This window comes from Treponema sp. OMZ 855 (assembly GCF_024181145.1).
Lineage (GTDB): Bacteria > Spirochaetota > Spirochaetia > Treponematales > Treponemataceae > Treponema.
Window position 1 is genome coordinate 778,187 of the sequence record NZ_CP051194.1, and the last position, 25,388, is coordinate 803,574.

Consider the following 25,388-nt stretch of genomic DNA (forward strand, 5'->3'; position numbering starts at 1 on the left):
CTTTACAAAAAAATAGTATACTTTTATAGTAGTGATATTATTTCACATTGTCATCATTGAGAACAAAGGAGATACTAAAGCGGTATGAGTAAATTTTTGGCGGATGCCTCTTTTTGGGAACTTTTTCCTCAAGCGCAGCTCGGTGTGGTGTTGTTAAAGGGAATTGATAATAGCGGCGAAAGTGTCCGTGATATAAAGGTATTACTTTCGCGGAGTAATGCCGATGCGGAAAAATTTTTGGTAAAAAACGTATTCAGCGAAAATCCCGTTATCGCTATTTGGCGGGATGCGTATCGGAAGTTTAAGACAAAGAAGGGCGTCCGATGCAGTATCGAAGCGCTGTTGAAACGGGTAGAAAAACAAAATCCTGTTTCTTATATTAATCCGCTGGTAGATATTTACAATGCCGCGTCATTGCAATTCGGCTTGCCGTGCGGAGCGGAAGATAGCGATGCCTTTGACGGCGATTTAATCCTCGGTGTTACAAAGGGTGGTGACGATTTTTTTGCGCTCGGCGATGAAGAGCATAGCCAAACCCTGGAAGGGGAGTTGTGCTACCGCGATAATAAAGGCGCCGTCTGCCGCTGTTTTAATTGGCGTGACGGGCAGCGCACGATGATTACGGAAAATACAAAAAATGCGTTTATCATCATGGAAAATCTCGATCCTGCCCGCTTGGAAGACTTAAAAGCAGCATTGGCGCTTATCGGCGAATATGCTCAAAAGTATCTCGGTGCTGCTGTTACAACCGAAATTTTGACGCAAGCGAATCCTTCTATAGAGTTGTAAATAGTATAAAGCTGAGGATCTTGGACGTTTGGATATTGTATCCTTAGGTCTGCAAGTCCTCAGCTTTTTTATTCGTGCGGATGCGTAAAAGAAACACGGCTCCCGTTATATTCCCGCTCCTAAATCGGCAATTGTGGTTTTGTTAAGCGAATCTGCCATCGCCTGTTGCGCCTCTTGCAATGCGGTGTCAAGCACACGGTGAATCTTGCTTCCGACAGGACATTTCGGATTTGGATTGGGATGGAAATTGAAAACCTCCCGCTCCTCTGCCCCCTCATTGATTGCGTTGTACACATCCAGCAGCGTGATTGTATCAGCCTTCCGTGCCAAGTAAGAACCGCCGACTCCTGCGGCAGTTCTTACCAATCCAGCCTTTTGCAGCTGCAGCAAAATCTTCCGTATGATAACAGCATTGACACCCGTGCTTGCAGAAATAAAATCCGAAGTAACGCGCATATCCTTTTCAAAATACTGAATGCACAAAAGCGTATGAACCGCTGCTGTAAAACGAACACTGATTTTCATATTTCACCCTTATCTCATTTTTTTATAGTAGCTCCTGCAAAACCGCGCCAATGTCATCATTGATACAGAGCGACCGCTTTTCTATTTCGTACGGTGCAAACGCTTCCCCAAAATTGATACAAACATACTGTGCATTCGGGTTTTTTGCCGTCATCTGCCAAAACGGATACTTTATAATTCCGGGGGTGTTTCTTCCAACCCCCAGTTCAAGAAACAACACGTCCCCCGTTCCTTCTTGTTGCCCTGACCGGCTTATTATCTTCCTGCTTTGTAAAAATGTTTGGTAGCGGTTGGCTGCCTGATCCCAGCCCTCGTCTGTAACAAACGTGTCATCTGCCCTAAGGTTCATACTCATCGGTCTTCCGCAAACAGGACAATGCGGTACAAGTTCTGACGGGATTTTCATCTCGTTGCGGAATTCCCACATTGCGCGGACTTGTTTTTCGTTGTCATACGTTTTGTGATGACACGGTTCACTGCATTGAAACAACCCGTAGTCGCCCTGCGTATAAAACAGCCGATCTTTGTCAAAACCTGCTTTTTGGAAACAATGATCTACATTTGTCGTAAGCACAAAATAGTCTTTGTTCCGTACAAGCGAAAGTATGTTGTTATAAACCGGTTTGGGTGGATCCATATAACGGTTTATCATAATATAGCGGCTCCAGTATGCCCAACGTTCTTCAAGCGAGGCAAAAGGAGCAAATCCGCCCGAATACATATCTTGAAAACCGTACTTGACCGCAAAATCGGAAAAGTATTTTTCAAACCGCTCACCGGAATAGGTGAAACCTGCCGAAGTGGAAAGACCGCTCCCTGCACCGATGACAACGGTTTCCGCTTCGGAAATAATCTGTTTTAATTGCTCAATAGCTTCTCTCATATAAAATCCTCCGTCTTTGTCATCATGTACCTTCTTTGAAAGAAAGTTTTTGTTGTTCTTATGAATTTACATCTGTGACTATACAGCGGTTTGATTGTAATGTCAATAGAACTTCTGAATTTTTTCATTCGGTTAACACCGGTTAGTCAGTGGTTTCTGACCGATCGGTGTTTTTTATCGTTTTCCCTCTTTACTAAATAATAAAATATCGTTATATTTATACTAATAATAAAAGGACGATTAAATATCCGCTGAGTGTAATACAACGGATATTGAATAGTTCTTTGGATTATGAAGGAGTATAAATTATGAAGTACGCAACATTCAGCATCCCCCCGAAGATTGTACACGGTGTGGGAGCCTTGGAATTCCTTTCTACGTTGGAAGGAAAGAAAGCCGCTATTGTTACCGGCGGAAGCTCGATGAAAAAATTCGGCTTTATTGATGAAGCAAAGGGCTATCTGGAAAAAGCTGGTATGCAAGTGCTGGTTATCGACGGCGTAGAACCCGATCCTTCCGTTAAAACCTGTAAAGAAGGCGGCGCAAAGATGGCAGCCTTTAATCCCGACTGGATTATCGCATTGGGCGGCGGTTCTGCAATGGATGCTGCAAAAATCATGTGGGTGTACTACGAATATCCCGGCTATAACTTTGACGATTTAGCCGCTTTCAAATTCCCGAAGCTGCGGACAAAAGCAAAATTAGTCGGTATCCCGTCTACCTCCGGAACCGCTTCCGAAATTACCGCCTTCTCCGTTATTACCGACACGGAAAAGAATATCAAATATCCGCTCGTAAGCCCTGATATTATCCCCGATATTGCAATTGTTGATGATAGAATCCCTGCAAAGATGCCGCCGCTGGTAACGGCTCAGACAGGTATGGACGTTATGACCCATGCTATCGAAGCTTATGTGTCTACCGCTCATGACGATTACACCGACCCCTATGCACTTGAAGCAATCCGGCTGGTATTCGAGTATCTGGAACGGGCTGTTGCAAACGGAAACGATATGGAAGCACGCGGAAAAATGCACACAGCATCCACCGTTGCCGGTATCGCATTCAGCAACTGCTCACTCGGTATCGTACACTCGATGGCGCATAAGATCGGCGGTGAATTCCATCTGACACACGGTGAAGCGAATGCAATCATGCTTCCGTATATTATCAACTACAACAGAAAAGAAACCGACCGCTACAGCAAGCTGGAAGGCGCTTTGGGTATCGACGATATTGCAAAGGCTGTCTCTGCCTTGAACCGGAAAGTGGGTATCACCCGCACTATTCAGGAAGGCAAGAACACTGTTATTGCAGAAGATAAGTTCCTCAAGGTATTGGATTTGATGAGCGAAAGAGCATTTAACGATGCTTGTACGCTGACCAATCCGCGCAAAACCTCTGCCGCCGATATTAAGAAGATTTATCTTGCAGCGTATTACGGCAAGGAAATTGATTTCTAAAAATATAAGGGCATCTCTAAAAACTCAGCAGAACTTTTTAGTAAATCTCCAAAAACCGATTAAACTGAATACAGTCTAATCGGTTTTTTTAGCGGCTCTGTGATTTTGAGCAATACCCCTTAATACGCAGGATTATCCCATGTTCTGCTGCAGAACTTCGGCTTGCGCTTTTGTATCCGCGGAGATTCATCAAGCTTTTGGATTGACAAGTGCTTCTGTTTAGCGTTAGTATAGAGGTATGATAAGAAGTTTTGATGATATAGAAACAGAATCAATATGCAAAGGTAATAAAAGTAAAAAGTTACCGATGACGATTCAGAATGTTGCAAGAAGAAAACTTCGAATGATTGAAGCTGCAAAAGTTGCAGAAGATTTAAGGATCCCTCCAGGTAATCATTTAGAAAAACTTGCTGGGAATTTAGACGGATTTTATTCAATCAGAATAAATGATCAATGGAGAATTATCTTTAAGTTTGAAAATGGAGGTGCAGAAAATGTTAGAATCACAGATTATCACTGATGAAAAATTACCCAATGTTCATCCAGGAGAAATTCTTAAAGAAGATTTTTTAGATGCAATGAACATTTCTGCATATCGTCTGGCAAAAGAAATCAATGTTTCTGAAACAAGAATCTCCGAAATAATTCACGGAAAGCGTTCAATTACTGCGGATACCGCTATCAGATTTTCAAAATTCTTTGGAACGACAGCAGAATTCTGGCTCAATCTTCAGAATCTGTATGATTTGGAAGAAGAAAACAATAATCATTTCCGAGAGTTTGAAACAATAAAAATGTACGCCTATGTCTAAATTGTCTAACACCGTTTTTAAAGCTGATATTTATTTTGTCACGAAAGTTGTTTAGGCGGTCGCCTGTGCTCCTTTACACATATAAAATATTTAAAATCAAAAAAGAAATAGTTGAAATGTGTGATGTTGATAATCTGGATTATACAGTTGCGGAATTAGGCAAAAAAGTATAATAATTGAAGCATAGTTTCTAAAAAATGAACGTTTTGCAGTAGAATTTTTTGATAAAATCCTTGGTATGGATTTTTACGAAGGATTTTATTCTGATGAAACATATCTAGAGCACTTCTATTGTGATGGTGATGATTTTGCTTTGACAGATGTATTTCAATTTATATTAGATAAGAATCACTGAATAAATGAGAGAATCTTATGCGAGGAAATGTAGATATTGCAATACAATTATTTCATCCATCGTTGAGTAGCAATGAAATAAAAAAACATTTTACTGCAAAACCGGATGTAGAGTTTTCAGTCGGCGCTCCATGGGTTTTACCCAATGGTAAAATTCTTAGCGGATTTCATAAAGAATCTTATATATGCTATGAAATCTCCGGTATATGGGAATGCGGCGAGTTAGAGGAAGCTGTTGAATATACCAATACATTTTTTAGAAAGATTATAGACGATACATCGTTCTTAGATATATTTGTTAAAACAGGAGGGAGAATAAACTATTATATTGGACTATACATTAATAGGCATGATGCTTTTAATTTATCGCCGGAACTATTAAAGCAGTGTGAGGAACTTCACGTAAATTTAGGGACTGAGATTTTTTTAGATAATACAGAAGAGGAATCTTCCCGCAAAATAACGATATAAGAACGAATTATAAAACAAAATTAGTAAATCCCTAAAAGCCGATTAGACCGTACGGTTTAATCGGCTTTTTTAGCGGCTCTGTTATTTTGAGCAATACCCCTTAATACGCGGGATTATCCCATGTTCTGCTGCAGAACTTCGGCTTGCGCTTTTGCTCTTCGGTCATGTCGATGCCGAGGGTACCGCCCGGGTTCATAATGTTGTCGGGGTCAAAATGCTTTTTTAACGCGCGGAAAATATTCAGCCTATCCGTGCCGATCGATTGTTCCACCCATGCCGCCGTCATCTTGCCGACACCGTGGTGGTGGCTCATCGCAGCGCCCTGTTCCATGATATTATCAAAGATACCGAACTGATACTCTGCATATTCTTCTTTATCGCGGAATTTCCCGATAAAGATAAAATAGAGGTTGGCTCCCTGCTCATACGCATGGGAAAGGTGTGTCATGCAGACCGTGTTTGGGCGGGATTTTGCAAAGGCACGAACCTTTTCATGTACCCTGCCCATCATCTCCCAGGTAACGGAGCATTCCATCGTGTCGATGATGATGCCGTAGTCCTGCAGCGATTCCCTCAAATAGGGATCGGTAAAACGGCCTTCTTCCCATTTGTGTGCGGGATAGCCGGTGAGGTACAGCCCGCCGTGGGCTTTGCTGATTTTTTTTACGATGCGGAAGAGGTTTGAAGAAAAGCCTCGTTCTCCTTCCGTCCAACCTAAGAACATACAGCGGTCATGCGCTTTATATCCGCGGAGGTTCATCAAGCTTTCGAGCGGGGTGCCTTCCACGCCGTAGAGCTTCATCATTGCATCGGTTTCTTCGGGGTCGGATAGGCGGAACACGGAAGGATAGCCTGCTTCGGCTTGCATAATTTCCCGCGCAGCGTCACGTCCGCTCTGCCAGTCCTTAAACATAAAGCTGAAATACCGGCGGTTCTCCGCAGTCAGGCGGGAAATTTTCAGCGTTACATGCGTCAGTACGCCGAACGCTCCCTCCGACCCCATCATCAACTCATCGATATCAGGGCCGACTGCGTGAGCGGGAAGTCCGTAGCTTTTTATCACGCCGGCAGGGGTAACATAGGTCTGCCCCATCACGATATTGTGAATGTTGCCGTAATAGGTTGAGTTTTGACCGGCACCCCGCGTTACCGTCCAACCGCCGACGGAGGAGTATTCAAACGACTGCGGAAAGTGTCCGCATGTATAAGCGTGCCGTGCGCCGAACCGGGTTTTTGCTTCGCTCAAGATTTTTTCGAGCTGGGGGCCGGACATCCCCGCTTCAACCGTGATGGTTTGATCGGTTTCGTTAAAGTTAATCACTTTATTAAAGTTTCGCCGCATATCAAGGCTGATGCCGCCCTTGAACGCTTCCACGCCGCGGGTAACGGAAGAGCCGCCGCCGTATACATAGAGGGGGATGTGCTGCTTTTGGCAGTATTCGACAATCTGCACGATTTCTTCATGACTTGAAGGATAGAGCACTGCTCGCGGGGCATTTTCGGTGATGTTTTCCCGCAGCCGGTAGAGGTCGTACATGGTTTTGCCGTAAGCCACGGAAAGCCGGTTGTATCCCTTGGTGCTTACATTGTCCTTACCGCACACGGATTCAAAGAATGCGACATGCTCCGGTTCAAGCGGCGGCGTCGCTAATGTTTCGGGCACAACTTCGTGTCCGTCGGCGCCCTTCTGCTGAAAATCGGCATCGGTTAAGCCGAGCTCGCCTTTCATAAAGGTGAAGAGCCTTTCATTCGGTTCCTTAAATTCGTTGGGATCTCCCCATTTTAAAATCGATCGGAATGAAGCCGGCGGCGGGGGAACTTGCTCCCACTCCGGTTTAAAGTTCTTGTATACTTTACGTTCAGCCATAGCCATCTCCTATTTGAATGTATGATAGAGTACCTCTTAAAACTCGATGAGATTTTTAGAGGCTCTCGATACTATTTTTTATGACGGATAACCGGTTACTTCCCGTATCCGTTTATACACATGCTTTAAGATAGGATATATCTGCGTGTATATTTTATAGAGCTCATCATATAATTCGTGGTTATCCGGTGAAGGGTTAAATTCCCGCGCAAAATGAACCATGTTTTTGGCACTTTCTTCGATGCTGGAATAGCTTCCCGTCCCGTAAGCGGTTAAAATTGCTGCCCCTAACGCCGAAGTTTCCGTTGTCGCACCGCGGACAAGTGGTTTGTTTAAAATATCAGCAGTGATGCCGCAGATACGGTCGCTCTGCGAGGCTCCGCCCGAAACGGCAACCTTTTGTACGGGAACACCGCTTTGCCGTTGCAGTTGTTCCAACCCCTCCCGCAGCGAGTAGGCAAGCCCCTCGACGATTGCGCGGTATATTGCGTGCCGTCCGTGTACGTCGCCGAAGCCGATCATCGAACCTTTCGCATAGTGATCTTTAAGGCTTGCGCCCCAATACGGTTGCAGCATGAGGCCGTAACAGCCGGGCGGGGAGGAGTCGAGGAGGCGATCCATAATTTGCTCCGGAATAATACCGGTTGCCGTCGCCTTTGCCCGTTCTTCATAGCCGAGCTCGTCCTTAAACCAGCTGATCATCCAGTAGCCGCGGAATATTTCGATTTCCGGTACCCAACGTCCGGGATAGGCAGCGCTGTATGCGGGCAGGAAGCGGATAGGTTCCGTGTAGCGGTCGGTACATATTTCTACCGTCGCCGTCGTGCCGAAACTGAGGGAGGCGGTTTTTGCATCGAGACATCCCATACCGAGTGTTTCACATGCCTTATCGCTGCCGCAGGCGATGACCGGTATACCGGCAGGAAGCCCCGTTTCCAGCGCGCCTTGAGCGGAAACCCGTCCGATTTCTTTCCCGCTTTGCACAACACTGCATTTTTTATCATCATCTATCGGAAATATCTTCGCCGTGATGTGTCCGGGCGATGCCCACTTTTGTTTTTTATGATCAAAGGGGATGTGCCCGACTAAGGATGAAGGGGAATCCGCGGCAATTCCCGTCAGCCGGTATTGCAGATAGCCCGAAACCATCAGTACCCGCCAGGTTTTTTTCCAAATTTCGGGCTCGTTTTCCTGTATCCAGTTACACTGGCCGTCGCTTTGGGAGTGCATGATCTTTTCGTAGTAATCGACTGCTTTCAGCGCAGCCTTCATAATGAAATTCGGATGATACCGGCCGCGTGCCTTTCGGGTATCGAGCCATGTGATTGCGGGGCGCAGCACGTTTCCGTCTTTACCGATAAGGATAACGGTGTCCCGCTGAGCTGTTACGCCGATCCCCTTTGCGCGGGCTATTAAATCGGGATATTCTACTTTGAGGGCAGCCGCACCTTTGCAAAGTGCATTCCACCACACAGCAGGGTCTTGTTCCGCCCATCCCGGACGCGGGCTGACGCACGGTTTATACATGATCTGTTTTTTTGCGAGTACCGAACCATCCTCTCCAAAGATGATAACGCGTAGGCTTTGGGTACCGCAGTCGATCGAAATAATCGTCGATTGGTTGCTCATAATCATTCAGTCTCCGTACTTGCACAGGCGAGAATCGGTATTTTTGTCCCGTTTTCAGCGGTAAGCTGCGCAAGACAGTCGCCGTACCGCACCGGAGCAGAGGCGGTAATAGTGCGGATTTTTTCTATCATAGATTTCATCTCCTCAAGCGGAATTTCGCATCCGGTTTTTACCGGCAGGCGAATAAACTCAGGCGCACCGAACCCTGTCGTTTTTCCATTACACCGAGCAGACCGGCAGGCAACGGTGGTCGTGAGTGTTCTCGTAGGGCACAGCACTTCTTGTTTGCCGTAAATGGCTCCCTTAGGGCAGCTGTTTCCGCTTACTTCTATTATATTCGTTGCATCATCGATTGTCACGGTTAATGCACAGCCGCGCGGACACGCAATACAAGTTAGCTTTTTGATCATTTCGCCTCCTTTGCCCGATGTACCGGTTCTGGGTCAGTCAGCGAAACGGATAGTTGCTGCGTGTAGGTCGGTATCGATGCGGTATCCACGATAATCCGTTCCATCTCCGGCGGTTTTAATGACCGGAATGTTTTTTTGAAAAGAATCTTTGAGCCTGTTTTTGTTTCCGCGGTAATCGTTAATACCGCTTGCTCCCGTTGCGCCGCAGACCGGAAGTACAGCACCGCCTGCTTCCCGTCCGGTACGATACGGGCGGGGGTTTGGTATAGGAGTGTTTTATCGGCATAGATGGGAATTTCAGCGGAATTTTTGCGCAGCGCCGCCGGTTGTGCTTCCGTTAAGAACGGCTCGATTTTTTCGAGTTCTGCCGTGTGATAGTCTGCTCCCGCGGCTCTTTCCGAGGCGGTATTGCCTTCAAACGCCATTCCGCTGCAGAGTGAGGCAGCCCGTTCCCCGGCAATACTGCCCGACTCCGAAACATAGTCTACAAGATCGTTGACGTGCAGCGCGTTTCCGCAGGAGAAAAGCCTCGGTATGGTTGTCTCCATATATTGATTAACTTGCGGCCCCTTTGTCCGCGTATCCATTTTCGGCGCGAGATTGTCGAGGATGTCGTTTTCGGGGATAAGCCCGACGCTCAATATGAGGGTGTCGCAGGGAATGTACCGTTCTGTACCGGCGACCGGCTGCATCCGTCCGTCAACCTGCGTAACGGTTACGCCCTCCAAGCGTCCTGCCCCGTGCAAGGCGCTCACCGTCGTAGAAAGGCAGAGCGGAATACCGTAGTCTTCAAGGCATTGCACGATATTGCGGGTCAGTCCCGACGGTTCGCTTTTTACCTCGTAGACACCCTCTACGCTGCCGCCGATATGTGCGGTTTCGAGGGTAAGCCGCCGCGCCATAATAAGCCCGATGTCTCCGCTGCCCAAAATGACAAACCGCTTACCGGGGAGGTATCCCTTTAGGTTGATAAAGGCTTGTGCCTGCCCTGCGGTGAATACCCCTGAAGGCCGGTCGCCGTGAATAAACACTTGGCGGTCGGTGCGTTCTCTGCAACCCGTTGCGGAAATGAGTGCAGTGCAGGAAAGATTAAAAATGCCGTTCTGCGGATTGGTAAAGGTCAATTCAAAGCCGCCGCCGTTCTGCTGCACAATACGGATAACAAAGGTGGATACGAATATGTCGATGTTGGAATGCTGATCGAGCATATCGCGATACCGCCACGCATATTCGGGGCCGGTCAGCCGCTCGTTAAATCGAATAAGTCCGAAGCCGTCGTGAATACACTGCTTTAAAATACCGCCAATATGCTCTTCCCGTTCTATCAGTGCGATGCTACACTGCGGAGCTTTTTCGGCAGCGGCAAGGGCGGCAGCCATACCGGCAGGCCCCGCTCCAATCACAATGATATCATAAAAGCGTTTCATAATGTCGCCTTCCCTTCGCCTGCCGGTAGTGGGCTGTTCAGTATGTATGACGAGCAGCCTTTTTTCGTAATGCGCTCAAGCGGAATACCGGCTTCCCGGCTGATGATTTCCATTACCCGCGGCGTACAAAAACCGCCGTGGCACCGCCCCATTCCGACACGGCACCTGCGTTTTACCGCATCAAGGCTGATATTCTGCATACCGAGCGCAAGGCAGCTCCTGACCGCATCCCGTATCTCCCCTTCGGAAATCTGCTCGCAGCGGCAGACAATTTTCCCGTAGAGCGGATCCTGTTTGATAAGCGTATGCCGCTCGGCATCGTGCATGGTGGCTGTTTCGCGGGGTGCGGCGCGGCGCGGTATAAAGTCCGGTTTTTCTTTGAGGGTGGCAGGAAAGCGCCGGAGTGCAAGCGCTGTAATATCTTCTGCAATTGCCGGAGCGGAAGCAAAACCCGGCGATTGAATACCCGCAGCATGAATTAAGTTGGGTACCTTTTCGGACGTTTCAACGATAAAGTCTTCCTCCCACGTTGCTGCACGGATACCGCTATAATACGCGATGATATCGCCCCGCGAAAGCGTCTTATTCATGGACATTTGCTCAAGCAAGGCGTGTTCATCTTCGGCATCGGTACCGTAGTCTTCACGGTCGTATACCTCATGCGCGGTAGGCCCGACAAGGATATTCCCTTCTATACAGGGGATAATTCCGCCGCCTTTTGAATGCTGTTTTGAAGAATTAAGAAGATTTGGCTTTCCGATAATGGTATACTGAAAATTCCGTTTCTTTTTGTCGAGGATAATATCCATGCCCTTTCGGGGATGAATGGAAAAGAACCGGTCTTCCGCAAATGCCGCAATTTTATCCGACCATACGCCCGCTGCGTTAATGATAAGACGGGCGTTCAGCGTACCGCGGTTTGTGTGCACTGCCGAAATCAAGTCGTTCGTTTTGTCAAAACCGGTTACAGCGGTTTCAAAGAAAAACGATACACCGTTTGCCGCAGCATTTTCCGCAAAGGCAATCGTCACCTTAAAAGGAGAGGCAATGCCGGAGTAGGGCATCCAAAAACCGCCATAGTATTCCGTACTTAGGTTCGGTTCCATGGTTTGTATTGTTGTTTTATTTCGATATCCAACTCGCCCGTCAACACCGTTTTTTGCCGCCCTCCGGTGCATAAACGGCACGAGCAGTTTCAGGAGCGGAGAGTTAAACAGCATAAAGCTGCCCGGCCATTCGGTTTGAAATCCTAGTTCTTTGTCCAGTTTACGGTAGAGACGGTTGCCACGGGTGTTCAGTCTGCCTTTTATCTTTGAAGGATTGTCCGCAAAGCCGGGATGGATCATACCGTCGTTGCGGGAGGACGCCTGCATTGCGCAATCGCACTCTTTTTCGAGAACGGCAATTGTTAAATCATAACGGGACAGTTCCCGTGCAATTGCACATCCGACAACCCCGGCGCCGATAATCACGAGATCGAATGTCTTACCCGCTAAAAGGTTGTCCCGCACTTCCGGCATCCGCATCGGCGGCTCACCCTTTCCGGCGACGGTTATATCGTTCACCAACCCCTTATATCCGGGCAGGTGCTTACACTTTTTTACAAAAAAAACACCGGCTGCATACCGTTCTTCAACAGTAGGCGCGTCTCCGGTCAATATTACCGACCGGCCGTCCCATGCTGCCGAAAGTTTTAGCTGGGGGTACCGTTTTTTAATCTTTTGCTCGAGTTTTTGCAGATATGCTTTCATGATACTATATTCCGCTACTCAATTCCAAAACAGTATATGCACCGATTGAAGTCATTTTCTCAAGCAGTGCTAATGCCTCTTGTCGGTTGCCGTCAGTAATATAAGTAATAAGTTGTGATTTTAAAGCTGAGGCCGTCTGAATACTGCCGGTGTTTTCGGTAAAGAACTGTTCCAGTTTTTGATGGTACAACTCCCGTGCCGAATTAAAAAGCAGGAGAAATACGGTATTGCCTCCCGCTTCGATAATGGCACGATAAAAAAGGAAATCCAATTCGGTCAACCGCCGTATGTCGGCAGGGCGTAAACGTCCTGTATTATTTTTCTTTTCTTCTTTGTAGATTTTGTTCAATTTTTCGATAAGCGGTGAATTGGTTTCTTTTTTCGCTGCATCGGAAGAGAAATACTGCATCAACGATTTTATTAAAATCATTCGGCGGACTTCTTCCAAATCGGCATCGATACGGGCGGCCGATTGCGGCGCCGAAAAGCGGTAAAGACTCGAAAGCAGCGGCAGTGCACCTTCTTCCGTAAAGTTGTTGACAATCCAGCCATGCCGCGGGCGAATGGAAATGAGCCCCCTCGCCCCCAGCTCCAAAAGCCCTTCGTGAATCACCGGCCGAGAGACACCCATCTGCTGTGCCAGTTCCCGCTCAGGTGGCAGCTGCTCTCCGGGCAGAATAAGGTGCATCAATAGCAGTGTTTCCATCTGCTCTATAAAGCGCTCTTTATTGCTTTTGGCCGTTGTTTGTCGTTTCTTTTTCATATAATCTCGTAGGTAGAATAGTAATATGTGGTAATACCACCGAGTTTCTATCTACTATAGCATGGGAAAAAACGATTTGTCAAATATTTGTTAAAATTTTGTAAAATTTTTTTATAACCATTTTGAAAACCGGCTGTTTAGCATGGTGCGTTAAAAATATTCCGTACCACCTGCCATGATTTTCCGCACTCCCTTGCTTTTCATCATGAAGGTTTTTGTTTGTGTGTCCAACTCAAAACGTTGCTTCTGCTGATAGAACATCAGTGGTTTTAAACAGTATCGAGGGGCTGTCCAATAACTTCGGTTTTTGGACGATTCCCTGAGAGTTAGCTCATAAATGTATATATGTACATTTATGAACGATGGCAACTTGCATCGAATAGAACACACAGTGCAAAACATTGAGTGTTTGCCTAGATGCTGTGCAAAGGAGAGAACTATGAGTATGAAATTACGCTGTAAAATGAATCAAAAAGCGGCTGATAAAATTGCGGCTTTTTTAACGAATGTATCCGATAGACTGCTTTTCCATATTCCGCTCTATGAAATCGGTAAAGCCTTCGATATACCCCGTGAAAAAATTCTTGATATTTTTATTCAAGGTGTTTATGACGGAGTGTTCATCTTGGAGTGGATTTATCATTGTCCTACGTGTGGGCATGTTGTCTATGAGGCATCGTCTCTTCAACAAGCTTCGTCGCAAAATTTTTGTACGGTTTGTAATAAGGTTTTTAATAATACGCTTGACACCAATATTGAAGTGTGCTTTTCGATTCATCCACGGCTCAAAACACTTGATCCTGCATTTAAACTTAATTATATCGCTGATATGGGTAAAAGTATTCGGAACGGGAAATACCGGACGTGGGATACACCCGATGCGATAAAAGGCGTTGAGATTATTCAAAATAATTTATACCGTGAATTGATGCGTTCCGAAGTGCTTATCGGTGACCAAGTTCTCCCGTTGAAAAATGCAACGGTTCTCTTTGCGGATGTTATAAATTCGACAAAACTGTATGCATCATTAGATGACAGAAAAACATTTTCATTGCTGAAAGAGTATACGTGTATTCTTTCCGATACGATTGAAAAATGCGGTGGGGTACCGGTTAAGACAATCGGTGCTGCCGTTATGGGTACTTTTATCGATCCCGGTAAGGCTTTTAATGCTGCTGTGAAAGCGCTGCGGTACTTGATGAAACATACTCAAAATAAGCCGATACAGGAACAACTGGAAATTAAAATAGGTTTGCACAGCGGTCCTATGTTGGCTGTAACGTTGAATAATCGGCTCGATTATGTGGGTTTAACGGTCAATAGTACCATCGATATAAAAGATACCGCGCTTCCGAATGAGATCGTTATTTCCGAAGCTCTTTTTAATAACCGCTCCGTTAAACGTGCCATTCTTTCCGTTACCGATACCGTACAGAAACAGCAGATACGGTTTAAGGGTAATCCTGATAATCATACGCTGTATCATATAAAAATACAAAATCGATCCCGTAAAAATCGTTAATTTGTAGCCATTTTACACCTCGTGCCGTATAAGGAATTGTAAGAGGTGAGTATGGAGAGACACGTTGTTCCGCCTGTTACGGTCATAGCCGTGGCGGCGGCCGCGGTTTTTTACGGATTGTATGCATTTGCTCAAACAAGCAGTAAAATTATATCTTTTGTTTTTATAACGGCATTCTTATTACTCTGCGCACTAGCGGTGTTTTTAATAGCGGTATCCGTAGCAGGTAAGCTGCCGCTTCAGGGAAGGGAAGGGCGGCGCAGCAGCCGGAAGAAGCCGGCGCTGTCTGCAATACGCTTTATACTTTTCGCCGCTGCCGGAGCTGCGATCGGCTCGTATTCCGTGCATACACTCCAAAGAGAGCAACGCCCTCCTCAAACGCTTGCTGCGTTGCCTACGGTGCGGACGCTTATTGCGGAATTAACCGGTGAGCCTGTTCCGGCAGGTACTGATTATTACCGCATACCGGTTAAACTGATTGCGTGTAATACCGGACGCAATGAGCAGTTTTCCGCATCGGGTATCGTGCAGCTTTTTGTTCCCGCAGCGCTTGTCCGCGGAACATATTCAGGAGGTATTACCCGTATCAGCAGAGCGGAGCAATCAGAAGCGGCAGCGCCGCTACTGTCCGGTACGGCTGTATTTGCGGAGGCTTTGCGAAATCCTCAAGAATGCCGGTTTTATGTCTGTGGAATGAAGCTTGCAGTTCAAGGAAAGTTCGGTAAGACGGGAACGGTATTTTATGCGCGGCCGGTGCAGCCGGTATTTCTCGGATGGGACTCTCCGCTCAGCCGCCTCCGTGCGTTTTTCCGCTTTGCTTTTATGCGGATGCTATACGGTTGGGGGGAGGCAGGCGGACTTTTGCTTGCGCTGCTTGCTGCCGATAAGGCATTCTTACCGGCGGAATGCATCGCAGCTTTCCGCAACGCCGGACTTGCTCATATCCTTGCCTTGTCGGGGATGCACCTTTCATTAATCGGGACAGCGGCGCTGCAAGGCGGCAGGCTATTCGGGCATAAGAGCCGGGCCGCATGGTTTTCGCTTGCGGCGGTTTTCCTGTTTGTCTGGTTTGCGGGCGCTGCTCCTTCGTTAAACCGTGCATTGGGAATGGTATGTATCGCCGCCGCAGGGAGAGCGCTCGGGTTAAAGCCGCCGCCCTTGTCGGTGCTGTGCGCCATGTTGACCGTCCATATTGCAATCGCCGGCGCCGAAGCAATAACGCTTGGGTTTATGCTTTCGTATGGGGCATGTGCAGGGATTATCATCTTCGGCGATGCGTGCGCTCGTCTTATGGCAGGAAAAATACCGCCTGCCCTTGCAGGCAGTATTTCCGCATCTGTCGGCGCACAGCTTTTTACTGCTCCGATTGTTATTTCTGCAATCGGGAATATCGCAGCGGCGGGAGTCATTGCTTCATGTATGGTCAGCCCGCTCGTTTCGGTTTTCCTCATTGCGGGGCTTATCTGCATTCCGCTTGCACTTATTTTCCCTTTCACGAGTCCGCTGCTGGGATACGGATTGAACGCCGCGTATCGGATAATTTTTGTAGCAGCAGATTTTTTTGCACGGCTTCCGGTTATTGCGCCGGAAAGCGGAATACAGCGTGCAATATTTTCGGCCGCAGCGTTTGCGGTTGGGGTGTGCTGTGTGGTTCTGGCGTATGTTCAGCGCAAGCGGACAGCAGCCGCTTTCCCTCGATTGACATAAGCACCGGAACAGAGCTTAAACTAAGCCCTGCTGCTGAACGGGGCTGGCAAAAAAGTAACCAACTTTTGAGACATCCCCGTATGTTAAAGCCGAATACCGGGCATCTCTAAAAACTCGCTTAGCTTTTAGAGATGCTCTCCTATATTTCCATAAATCCTATGCCGTCAAAGCTTGCGCCGGAGGAAAAAAGAACTCCTGCGCAGCCATCGACTCGCTTTGTCCGCCCTGCATAAAACCTATCCTGTTTTTTCATCACGCAATTTACCATTGTACTCATTGCCTGATGTACGGGAACCTGATGTACGGTATGCAGTGCTGCTTGCAGATGAGCGACAGTATCGGGTGAAATACCGAATTCGGTTTCTATGCCTTGTTGTTTACTCAGGCAGTTGATATACGGCATATCTACCAGCTGTTCAGGTTCCATATCAAAATCGATTGCATTGACTATTCCTTGCAGCACACCGGTAATAATTCTGGGTCCTCCGGCAGAACCGATGGCCATGAACGGTGCTCCTTCTTTAAAAACAATAGTCGGCGACATACTGGAAATCGGTGTTTTTCCGCCGGCTATCGCATTGGAGCTGCCGTACGATAATCCTTGACTGGTAAGTGCCCCTTCCGTTGCGGAAAAATCCGACATTGCATTATTCAATACAAAACCGTAAGCATCTACGACAATGCCGCTTCCAAACCAGTCTCTGATCGTCTGTGTTTGCGATACCGTATTTCCATATCGATCCATAATGGAAAAATGAGAGGTGTTTCCTTTATGCTCGTCGAATGCTGTGTCGATTCCCGGTTTATACTCTTGTGCCGTTTTATTGATATGCTGATATTGTAATTTTGCATAATCTTTACTGAGAATTTTATGCGTGTCGATTTTGATAAAATCGGGATCACCTAATCCGATACTTCTGTCTGCAAAAGCAATCTTCATTGCTTCCGCCAATAGATGTATGTACTGTGCCGAATTATGTCCTGCTTTTTTTATATCCGCATTTTCAAGGATATTCAGCATTTCGAGTACGGTACAGCCTCCTCCGGGGGGAGGAAAGGAATATACGGCGGCATTTCGATAATTGATACTTACGGGTTCACGGAATTTAGGTTGATATTCGGACATATCTTCATAGGAAAAACAACCGCCATGCTCATTTATTGTGTTGATGATTGTCTTTGCTGCTTCTCCGCTATAAAAATAATCAACTCCGGCTGTTGCGATTTTTTCTAAAAGCCGTCCCAGTTTCTCATTTTTTTGCATAGTGCCGAATTCATATCCCTTATCTCCGTTCATAAAATTCTTTTTAAAGGCGGGATAGGTATTCCGTTTTCTGATAACCGAGTCATCCGTACCGGTGATCGAGCCGGTAAAGCTTGTCCTAAAACCGTTGAACGACAACTTGATTGCATCTTGTGCAACCGCTTGCATTGTCATTGTACCGAATTTTTTTAGCAAGACATCTAAGCTTTTCAATAATCCCGGAACGGCAACCGATCTTCCGCCTATATCCTTCCATTCGTCGCACACCTTTCCGTCTTTTAAAAATAAATCTTTTGTCGCATTCCGCGGAGCTATTCCTCTCCCATCCAATGCATAGACTGCATTTTCCTGCTTTGAGTACACCAGTGTAAAGCAGCCCCCGCCGATTCCCGAATGATGCGGTTCGACAACGGATAATACCAACGAAACCGCAACGGCAGCGTCAAAAGCATTTCCGCCGTTCCTCAAAACATTCAGTCCTGCTTGAGTGGCATACACATTATTACTGCTGATTGCCCCGTATGTTCCGTTGATAGACGGCCGATTCCATGCAGACGGCCACATATACATTTTCTTTTCCTGCATACGATTATTTACCGCCTTCTTTATATGTCAGTAACGAAACGATTATTCCAACGCCGTATGTAACGATGACAACCGGATAAATCGCTTCAAGCTTATCGCTCAAGCGCAGTAACATCCAAGCTATCCCAACGAGCATACCGCAGAGGATACTCCAGAAAGCACCTTGCTTGGTAACCTTTTTCCATGTTAAACCGACTAAGATAGAAAAACTGATAGGAGCAGCGGCAACATGCTGGAGCGTTAAAAAGAGATTCGTAAGCGAACGGCTTGGAATAAAAAGTGCAGGTATCAGCGTAAGATATGCAAAAATAAATGTAATCTTTTTGGAAATACTGAGAACCTTTTTATCATCGGCATTTGGATTGATATCCGTCTTATATACGTTGGTGATAATCGTACCGGTGGCCAGCATCATTGTTGCCATCGTTGCAGCGATAATCATTGTAACGAATGCAAAGATAATACCGCCGAAGAACGGTGAGGTAAAGGTTTTAATAGCATAGGCAAATGCGCTTGTTCCATCACCTAAATCAGCTCCCGAAGCTTTTGCAAGCATTCCGCAGGTTGCCGTAAAGAAACAAATCGGTGCTGCAATAAGATATCCGAGGATGGAACCGGTGCGGGCAGCTTGCGGAGTTTTTGCCGCCAATAACGGCTGAAGTACCGATTGCATAACAGCCGTACTGATACACCCTCCGAATATCCACGCGATGATTCTGTGCAGCGGCATATTTTTCATACTGTCATATCCTTGCGGTAATTTTGCCAGCAATCCGCTAAAGCCTTCAAATTTAGGCAGTGTCGTTACAACAAAAATAATGAGTAAGATATAAATACCGATACAGACGATTCTTCCTACCGCTGATGCTCCTTTCATACCCGAAAAACCGGTATAAACGACGGCAACCGTTACACCGATTATCATTGCCGCCATGAAGTTTATATTGGGTAATACAATTTGAATGATGGACGAAACCGTTTTTAACTGAATGGGAATATAGAGAAAACCGTAGACAATCCATGCGTATGAGTACAGTTTTGCCGTTTTATTATCGAATCTGGATTGTAAGTATACAGGGACCGATTCACCGGGCATATTATTTCGGATTATTTTTGCAAAAACAGCTAATGCAATAAAGTAAAACGATCCGGCTATTGAATACCACGATCCGGCGATGCCGAGGTTATATCCGTTTTGAGCTGCTCCGACAATTGCCATGCCGCCGATTTGCCATGCGGCAAAAATAGCACCGAGTGAAACAGCGCTCAGGGACTTATCACCTCCCGACCACTGTGCGGACGACTTAATGGTTGTTCCGGCATAAATACCGATACCGACAACGATTAAAAACGTAATGATCCATGTTGCAATTAACATATTGCTTTCTCCTTTACTTAGCTTATATTATGATATGTAATATATTACATATCATAATATAAGATTACACCACCTTTCAGGAAAATGCAACAAAAAATTCTAAAAATTTTTCAAATTTCTGAAAAAGGAGGTTCCACCACCGTTAGCCGAGAATCTTCAGCAGATACCGCAGCTCGATACCTGCCCGCTTTAGAAAGCCGAGGTCAAGCGAATAGCCGCGTGCCGCATCAGGAAAATGACTATAGAGGTAGTCGCGCGCTGCGAAGAGTTGTTCCATCATGTGTTCCGATATCGAGCGCTTGCCCTGCAAATGGTCATTCAGCATAGTCAACGCTTCCGCTTCACCGGCAAGATAGCCGCAGAGCGCTTCATATCGTTCGTTTGCAGTGTCTGATTCACAAACGGAATCAAAAAAAGTATCGGCTGCATTTGTCTGTGAGCAACCGGTTCCGATAGCTGTACTGTCCGCATCCGAGGCACAGACATCGGTAAGTATCCGCTCCGCTTCAGTCATATCAGCCTGCCTGCCGTTCAAAAAGCAGCCTTCCGTTCCAATGTCGATGACCCGCTTATTTTCGGAGAAGGTATGGCGATACAGTTCCGCATAGCCGGATAGCACCGGAGTTGTCCAATAGGAAAGTCCACGCTTCCCGGAAATACGCTGCATACCGGTAGAGAGACTGAGCTTATACGGCGATTCGGTACGGTTTATTTCCGCAAAGAGTTTTTTTATAGGGCTGCTTCCGGCGGCATGGGTAAGACCGTTTTGCCATGCAAAATCTAAGCCGGTATGCAGTACGGGCAGGTGAGGGGCGGTCAGCGCTAAGGCAAGCTGTAGTGCTGTCAATCCTACCGATCCCATCGGCGGAAGAATAAGCGGCTGCAGCGTTTGATAGAGATGTTCCAAATACTTCAGCCGTGCGTACTCGGTGCAAAAAAAGTATACACTTCCGCCGCATGCTTGCAACGCACGGGGGGAAGCCGTCAGATCGGCAAAGACCGGTATGCTGTATTTGCGCAAGCCGATGAACGCCGAATCAATCCAGTACTGCGATTCCACCAATACGATTGCGTCAGGTTGAATATCGGGTAGAAGCGCTGCGGCTGCGGCATCCACCGCAAGTAAAAAAAAGGAATTTCTATTCTTGATGATAAAATCCCGTACAGTATCGAGCGAAGGACCGGCACCTACAACCAAAAGAGGCTTGCGGATACGCTCATTGCCGGTGAGTAAACGGAACCTGTTCTTACTCGACGGTGCCCCCCATACAGAGGATTCCGCCGGAGAACTCTCCGGCGATCTTGTGAGTGATCCCATCATTGGTCTCGCCGGCGAGCTTGCGAGTGATCTCGCAAGCGAGAGGAGATTGCGGAACGTGTTATGCGCGTAATTCCTGCCGAGGTGCATCAGCGTTATCCGGTTTTTCCAAAACCGTGAAATCACCTCATCGGCATACAAACGCACTTCATCATAAAAGGTTTGATTCAGCTGTACCCCGCCTGAACAGGAAAGCACAAGACACTTTTTAAAGGGAAACAGCGGCAAGGATTCTACCTTTTTCAGTACCTCTGCAACCGAATCCGTCCGGATATAAGAAAATCGCTGCTGTGCAAACGGAGAGAAATCACAATGATCGAGCGAGAACCGCATCAACATTTGATCGTATTCCAGCGCAAGAATATAAGAAGATGCCGGCAGCTTTTCCGTCAATTCTTTAAGCCCGTAGCCCAGTACCGGCGACAGGCAGAGTATTAATGTAGAATCGGGTATCTGCAACGATGTAATCTGTGCAGTAATAGCTGCTTGAGGATTGTATTTTGAATAGAGATATTTATTTCGGTATAAAACGGAAAAGCCCCTGTCTGTTTGTATCAGCAGAGGCTTTTCATCTTTGTTGGTGTTAATCAATCTCTTTAGTTGAATACCGCATTAAAATTGTCGGTAAAGTTTTTACTGTTTAAGACAAAATCAATAAAGGTTTGCTGACCCCATGAAAGCTGCTGATAGGCAAGCATAGCAAGCGGATATTCGTAATACCAAATCGATGCGAATTGCCGGTATGATGTTGCGATATTGTTTTGGGTTTCTTCCGAGACTGCTTTCTCTTCGTCAAGCTGCAATACCAGTACGTTTGCCCCCAGCAAAATCGGCTCCGAAATTTCCCCCTGTTTAAGTGCAAAGGCTTTTTTAAAGAAGATTTCATTCCGTACACCGGCCGTAAAGAAAGTATCCGACTGATAAGAAATTTGCGGTAAAATAGCGGCATTACCGTAGTTCAGTGTTATCGGGTTGCTTGTCTGCACGACCAAATCATTTATAGATGCTTCATGTGCAAATCCGCCGATTTTCGCCGCTTCGATAAAGGTTTTTGCCTTTTGTTCAAGGTAATCTTCGATAATGCCGCGCTCATTCGATTTCATATACGAAAGAACACGGTCTCGAGTTTCGGCTAGTGTAAAATCGGCAGGTGTAACCGGAGCAGTGCATTTTACGATTGCATATCCTGAAGACGTTTTAACAACGGAACTCACCTCATCGGTACCGAGCTTGAGTACGGTATCAAGATCCTTTGATTCGGGGAATGTCCGGTTTACCGTTGTTCGGTATGGGGATAACAGTTTTCCGTTAGAATCGGTACCCGCCTTGGTAGAGTTTGTGATAACGGCATCTTCAAACGTGATTTCTCCTTTTTGGAGCGCTTGAGCGGTTTTATTTGCGTCCTCTTGCGAGTTAAATGTCAGCATGAGTAAGTTATGTTCAGCAAATAAATCGGCATGTTCTTCGCCATACGCACGGATTTTATCCTGCGGAAATTGGCTTTCCTCAAATACAACATATTTAAAGGTGCGTTCTTTTTCCGCCATCTTCTGCACGAAAGCAGTTTCTGCCGAGCTTGTTTTCAAGCCGAAGATATTATCGTATGTACCGAAGTTATCTTCGATATAGCGTTGTGCGGTCAGATAATCGATTACTTGCCGTCTATTGGTAAGCCGCTGCTGTTCCGATGTATCCGTATACAATTTTTCAGAATAAGTACCCGTAGAATCCGTATAAAAGGAGATAAGCGCTTTATTGATATTTTTATTCGGCAGATAAAAACCGGCGCTCAGGGCTTCTTCCTGTGCAGCAAGCTGAATCATGGAAGAATTAAATGCGGTTCGCATAATCTGCCGTTCTATAAATTCCTGCTGTGCCTTGTTATTATTGTCGTTTCTCAGATACCCGCGTAGTTCGGCGGCACGATGAAGCTGCCGGTATTCCCGCAAAAAAAGCCCGTCAGCAGTGTTGTCAAGCTGCTTGTTTTTCCATTTACCGAGCATTGTTTTAGCATTACTGCCCGATTGCCCGCCTGCTGCCGGAACAAAGACAAACGCAATTACCGAAAAAACCAAAATAATAATACTTCCGATTGCTAAAGTATTTTTTTTAAAGCCCGCCATAGTTTTGTTTCCTTAATTATAGATTCTCTATTTAATTTTCAATATGCTTACTTTTTAGATGGACAGTTGATAACTCTACCAGCTTGACCGTGAAATGTCAATCACCGGTTTTGCGGTTATATTGCTTCCCTAAAACCCAATCCGGTAACAAATGGTACCGAGTTCTTGCTTTCGTTATGATATAGTCCGCATAGCTCTAAAAATTGGACTTTTAGAGCCGGTTACCTGCGCAATTAATAACCCTATTCGGAAGTTTCCGAACAGGTTTAATTTATGCAAGATCTTCGAGTCTATCGATATTAACGGTTACGGTATCTTTGGATATGGTGAGCAGCTTATCTTTTTGCATATTCATCAATTCGCGGGATAGGGAAGGGCGAGGAACGGCAAGATATTCGGCCATAGCTTCTCGGTTCAGTTTAAGCGTTATTTTAGGCTGACCGCGCGCTTGCTGTAACAGATACACGGCTATTTTTTTACGCAAGGTAAATGATGAAAATATCAACAGCTTCTGGTTTAAAAAATAAGCTTTATGTGCAAGAATGGATAAAAGATTCTGTACAATTTTTGTTTGTACGGCAGGCAGTGTTGCAGAAGCCGAAAATATATTTGCCGGAATACTGAGAATTTCCGCATCGGCGATTATCCTGCATGAATAATCGTATGGGGTGGATTGCAAGAATGCATAGACTTCACCGAAGACGGTTTCCGGTGTTTCAAAGCGGTTCATAATGATTCGCTTACCATCGGCATCATTTTTTTCGATTTGGACAACCCCTGATTTAAGAACAAACAATGCCTTGGGGAGGTCTCCTTCAAAGAAAATAAAACTGTCTTTTTGATAGATGGTATTTTTTGCTTTGATTGCGGTAAGATAGCTTTTTAGTTCCTCTACAGGGATATCTTTGAATAACGGATTCACAGCGTCCTTCCTTTGCATCGTATGTGGGTCTTTTTTTAGTATCGGTTGTAAATAGTCTGTTATAAGGAGAAGCAGTAAATGAATAGTTATTTTAGCATGGATGAAACGGTTTTTGACGTTACGGAACGGTACCCCGAAACAATCCGCTATTTAGCAGGGAAAGGTTTTAGCCCGCTGACAAACCCCATGATGCGTAAATTGATGGGAAAGAAAATCACACTTGAAAAAGCGTTTCTTTCTAAGAAATTGGATATCGATTTATGTGAGCGGGAACTGGTTGAAATTATCGAACAAAACGCTTCATCAGGTTTTGCTCATATTGATCTGAGCTTAAAGACAAAGAATAATAACCGTGTTGAACCGGATGATGGTAAACAAACGATCAGGATTGAAGGTGTTTTGCCTTGTCCGATACGGATTCCTCTTCTGGAAAGCTTTGAAGCATTTTATTCCGATTATGTCGAAACGCATAAGGAAGAGTTTGAAAAGAAAAACTATAAAATCAGGTATGATCTCAGATCGGCTAATCTCGGTATTGATTGGATAATCGATCTGGCAAAAACCGGTAAAAAAGAAAACCTGCCGGATGTGCTCCTTTCTGCCGGTTTTGAACTGTTTTTTGATAAAAAACTGATGGGCTCTTTTATTGAAAACAAGGAATTCCACTGCGCACTTGATACGGTCAATAAAGATTTTTGCAATGACTCTATCGATTTGCGGGATGAGAAAAAAAATTACGCCATTATCGGTGTCGTTCCTGCAATTATGATTGTGAATACTGCGCTGTTGGACGGCAGAAAAATGCCGGAAACATGGGAGGATATTTTATCTCCCGAATTTGAACATTCCGTCGCTATTCCGTTCGGTGATTTGGATTTATTTAATTCGGTTATTCTCAATATCTACGCACGTTTCGGGGACGAAGGCATTAAGAAATTAGGGAAGGCTTGCAGTGCCTATATGCATCCCGCTCAAATGGTCAAAGGCGGTAAAGCCGCGGCTGTGCAGCCTGTGGTCAGTATCAGCCCATACTTTTTCTCTAAGATGATAGACGAGCGGACTCCTCTTAAAACGGTTTGGCCGGAAGACGGTGCGATTGTCGCTCCTATTTTTATGCTGGTAAAGAAAGATACTGAGGAGTTCACAAAAGATTTTGTATCGTTTTTCCTTTCGGAAAAGACCGGTACGGTTTTTGCGCAAAGCGGTTTCTTCCCATCTACCAATCCGTCCGTCGATAATCGTTTATCGGCCGATAAAAAATTCTCGTGGGTAGGCTGGGATTTTATCTATCAAAATGATATCGGTGTAGTATTGGAAAAAATCAAAGCTGATTTTGAAACCGCTGCCGGCAGCAGCTCCGAAAGCCGCCGATAAAACAGAGGGAACTTCTAAAAGATAGCAGGTTTTAGAGGTTCCCTGATCCCG

The 25,388-nt window shown here is 45.9% G+C and carries 21 protein-coding genes; 8 read left to right on the forward strand and 13 right to left on the reverse strand.

Features of this window, described 5'->3' with window-relative positions:
* Positions 1 to 84: 84 nt before the first annotated feature.
* Positions 85 to 789 carry a B3/B4 domain-containing protein gene (locus E4N65_RS03605; RefSeq protein ID WP_253674057.1) on the forward strand — a complete coding sequence of 235 codons (705 nt, stop codon included), beginning with the start codon at positions 85 to 87 and terminating at the stop codon, positions 787 to 789.
* Between the two features lie 105 nt (positions 790 to 894).
* Here the strand turns inward: E4N65_RS03605 and E4N65_RS03610 are convergent, their stop codons facing one another.
* Positions 895 to 1,314: an Rrf2 family transcriptional regulator gene (locus E4N65_RS03610; protein ID WP_253674059.1), complete on the reverse strand. Its 420-nt coding sequence runs from the start codon at positions 1,312 to 1,314 to the stop codon at positions 895 to 897.
* 22 nt (positions 1,315 to 1,336) lie between these two features.
* Positions 1,337 to 2,197: an SIR2 family NAD-dependent protein deacylase gene (locus tag E4N65_RS03615; RefSeq protein WP_253674061.1), complete on the reverse strand. Its 861-nt coding sequence runs from the start codon at positions 2,195 to 2,197 to the stop codon at positions 1,337 to 1,339.
* Between the two features lie 308 nt (positions 2,198 to 2,505).
* Here E4N65_RS03615 and E4N65_RS03620 point away from each other — a divergent pair, with 308 nt between their 5' ends.
* The 4 genes from E4N65_RS03620 (at position 2,506) to E4N65_RS03635 (ending at position 5,297) form a co-directional block, all read left to right on the forward strand.
* Positions 2,506 to 3,660 (forward strand): iron-containing alcohol dehydrogenase, encoded by a 1,155-nt coding sequence (locus E4N65_RS03620; RefSeq protein ID WP_044013095.1) that lies wholly within the window; start codon positions 2,506 to 2,508, stop codon positions 3,658 to 3,660.
* Between the two features lie 238 nt (positions 3,661 to 3,898).
* On the forward strand, positions 3,899 to 4,180 hold the full coding sequence (locus E4N65_RS03625) for a type II toxin-antitoxin system RelE/ParE family toxin (protein WP_253674063.1): 282 nt from the start codon (positions 3,899 to 3,901) through the stop codon (positions 4,178 to 4,180).
* Entirely contained in the window at positions 4,155 to 4,472 is a 318-nt protein-coding gene (locus tag E4N65_RS03630) for a HigA family addiction module antitoxin (protein WP_253674065.1), read from the forward strand. The genes E4N65_RS03625 and E4N65_RS03630 overlap by 26 nt, the downstream gene beginning before the upstream one ends.
* Positions 4,473 to 4,844: 372 nt before the next feature.
* Complete coding sequence (locus tag E4N65_RS03635; protein ID WP_044013086.1) at positions 4,845 to 5,297, forward strand: hypothetical protein; 453 nt, start codon at positions 4,845 to 4,847, stop codon at positions 5,295 to 5,297.
* Between the two features lie 100 nt (positions 5,298 to 5,397).
* On the opposite strand, the gene E4N65_RS03640 is transcribed toward E4N65_RS03635, so the two are convergent.
* The 6 genes from E4N65_RS03640 to E4N65_RS03665 all read right to left on the reverse strand — a co-directional run bounded on the left by E4N65_RS03640 (position 5,398) and on the right by E4N65_RS03665 (position 13,144).
* Positions 5,398 to 7,164: an FAD-binding oxidoreductase gene (locus E4N65_RS03640; RefSeq protein WP_253674067.1), complete on the reverse strand. Its 1,767-nt coding sequence runs from the start codon at positions 7,162 to 7,164 to the stop codon at positions 5,398 to 5,400.
* Between the two features lie 78 nt (positions 7,165 to 7,242).
* Positions 7,243 to 8,799: an FGGY-family carbohydrate kinase gene (locus E4N65_RS03645; RefSeq protein ID WP_253674069.1), complete on the reverse strand. Its 1,557-nt coding sequence runs from the start codon at positions 8,797 to 8,799 to the stop codon at positions 7,243 to 7,245.
* Positions 8,796 to 9,203 (reverse strand): DUF1667 domain-containing protein, encoded by a 408-nt coding sequence (locus E4N65_RS03650; RefSeq protein ID WP_253674071.1) that lies wholly within the window; start codon positions 9,201 to 9,203, stop codon positions 8,796 to 8,798. The genes E4N65_RS03645 and E4N65_RS03650 overlap by 4 nt, the downstream gene beginning before the upstream one ends.
* Entirely contained in the window at positions 9,200 to 10,630 is a 1,431-nt protein-coding gene (locus E4N65_RS03655; protein WP_253674073.1) for an NAD(P)/FAD-dependent oxidoreductase, read from the reverse strand. The genes E4N65_RS03650 and E4N65_RS03655 overlap by 4 nt, the downstream gene beginning before the upstream one ends.
* Positions 10,627 to 12,381: an NAD(P)/FAD-dependent oxidoreductase gene (locus E4N65_RS03660; RefSeq protein WP_253674075.1), complete on the reverse strand. Its 1,755-nt coding sequence runs from the start codon at positions 12,379 to 12,381 to the stop codon at positions 10,627 to 10,629. The genes E4N65_RS03655 and E4N65_RS03660 overlap by 4 nt, the downstream gene beginning before the upstream one ends.
* A 4-nt stretch (positions 12,382 to 12,385) precedes the next feature.
* Positions 12,386 to 13,144 (reverse strand): FadR/GntR family transcriptional regulator, encoded by a 759-nt coding sequence (locus E4N65_RS03665; RefSeq protein ID WP_253674077.1) that lies wholly within the window; start codon positions 13,142 to 13,144, stop codon positions 12,386 to 12,388.
* 439 nt (positions 13,145 to 13,583) lie between these two features.
* Here E4N65_RS03665 and E4N65_RS03670 point away from each other — a divergent pair, with 439 nt between their 5' ends.
* Complete coding sequence (locus E4N65_RS03670) at positions 13,584 to 14,666, forward strand: adenylate/guanylate cyclase domain-containing protein (protein ID WP_253674079.1); 1,083 nt, start codon at positions 13,584 to 13,586, stop codon at positions 14,664 to 14,666.
* A 51-nt stretch (positions 14,667 to 14,717) separates the two neighbouring features.
* Positions 14,718 to 16,373: a ComEC/Rec2 family competence protein gene (locus E4N65_RS03675; RefSeq protein WP_253674081.1), complete on the forward strand. Its 1,656-nt coding sequence runs from the start codon at positions 14,718 to 14,720 to the stop codon at positions 16,371 to 16,373.
* A 139-nt stretch (positions 16,374 to 16,512) separates the two neighbouring features.
* On the opposite strand, the gene ggt is transcribed toward E4N65_RS03675, so the two are convergent.
* The 5 genes from ggt to E4N65_RS03700 form a co-directional block, all read right to left on the reverse strand.
* Complete coding sequence (gene ggt, locus E4N65_RS03680) at positions 16,513 to 18,222, reverse strand: gamma-glutamyltransferase (protein WP_253674082.1); 1,710 nt, start codon at positions 18,220 to 18,222, stop codon at positions 16,513 to 16,515.
* 4 nt (positions 18,223 to 18,226) lie between these two features.
* The gene (locus E4N65_RS03685; protein ID WP_044013069.1) at positions 18,227 to 19,600 is read right to left on the reverse strand and encodes a sodium:solute symporter family protein; all 1,374 of its coding nucleotides are present in this window, start codon (positions 19,598 to 19,600) and stop codon (positions 18,227 to 18,229) included.
* Positions 19,601 to 19,742: 142 nt separating this feature from the next.
* Positions 19,743 to 21,509 carry a 6-hydroxymethylpterin diphosphokinase MptE-like protein gene (locus E4N65_RS03690; RefSeq protein ID WP_253674083.1) on the reverse strand — a complete coding sequence of 589 codons (1,767 nt, stop codon included), beginning with the start codon at positions 21,507 to 21,509 and terminating at the stop codon, positions 19,743 to 19,745.
* Positions 21,510 to 21,514: 5 nt separating this feature from the next.
* On the reverse strand, positions 21,515 to 23,041 hold the full coding sequence (locus E4N65_RS03695; protein ID WP_253674084.1) for a peptidyl-prolyl cis-trans isomerase: 1,527 nt from the start codon (positions 23,039 to 23,041) through the stop codon (positions 21,515 to 21,517).
* A gap of 271 nt (positions 23,042 to 23,312) precedes the next feature.
* Complete coding sequence (locus E4N65_RS03700) at positions 23,313 to 23,963, reverse strand: Crp/Fnr family transcriptional regulator (RefSeq protein WP_253674085.1); 651 nt, start codon at positions 23,961 to 23,963, stop codon at positions 23,313 to 23,315.
* A 78-nt stretch (positions 23,964 to 24,041) separates the two neighbouring features.
* Here E4N65_RS03700 and E4N65_RS03705 point away from each other — a divergent pair, with 78 nt between their 5' ends.
* Positions 24,042 to 25,337, forward strand: coding sequence for an ABC transporter substrate-binding protein (locus tag E4N65_RS03705; protein ID WP_253674086.1), 1,296 nt, complete (start codon positions 24,042 to 24,044; stop codon positions 25,335 to 25,337).
* The last annotated feature ends 51 nt before the right edge of the window (positions 25,338 to 25,388 follow it).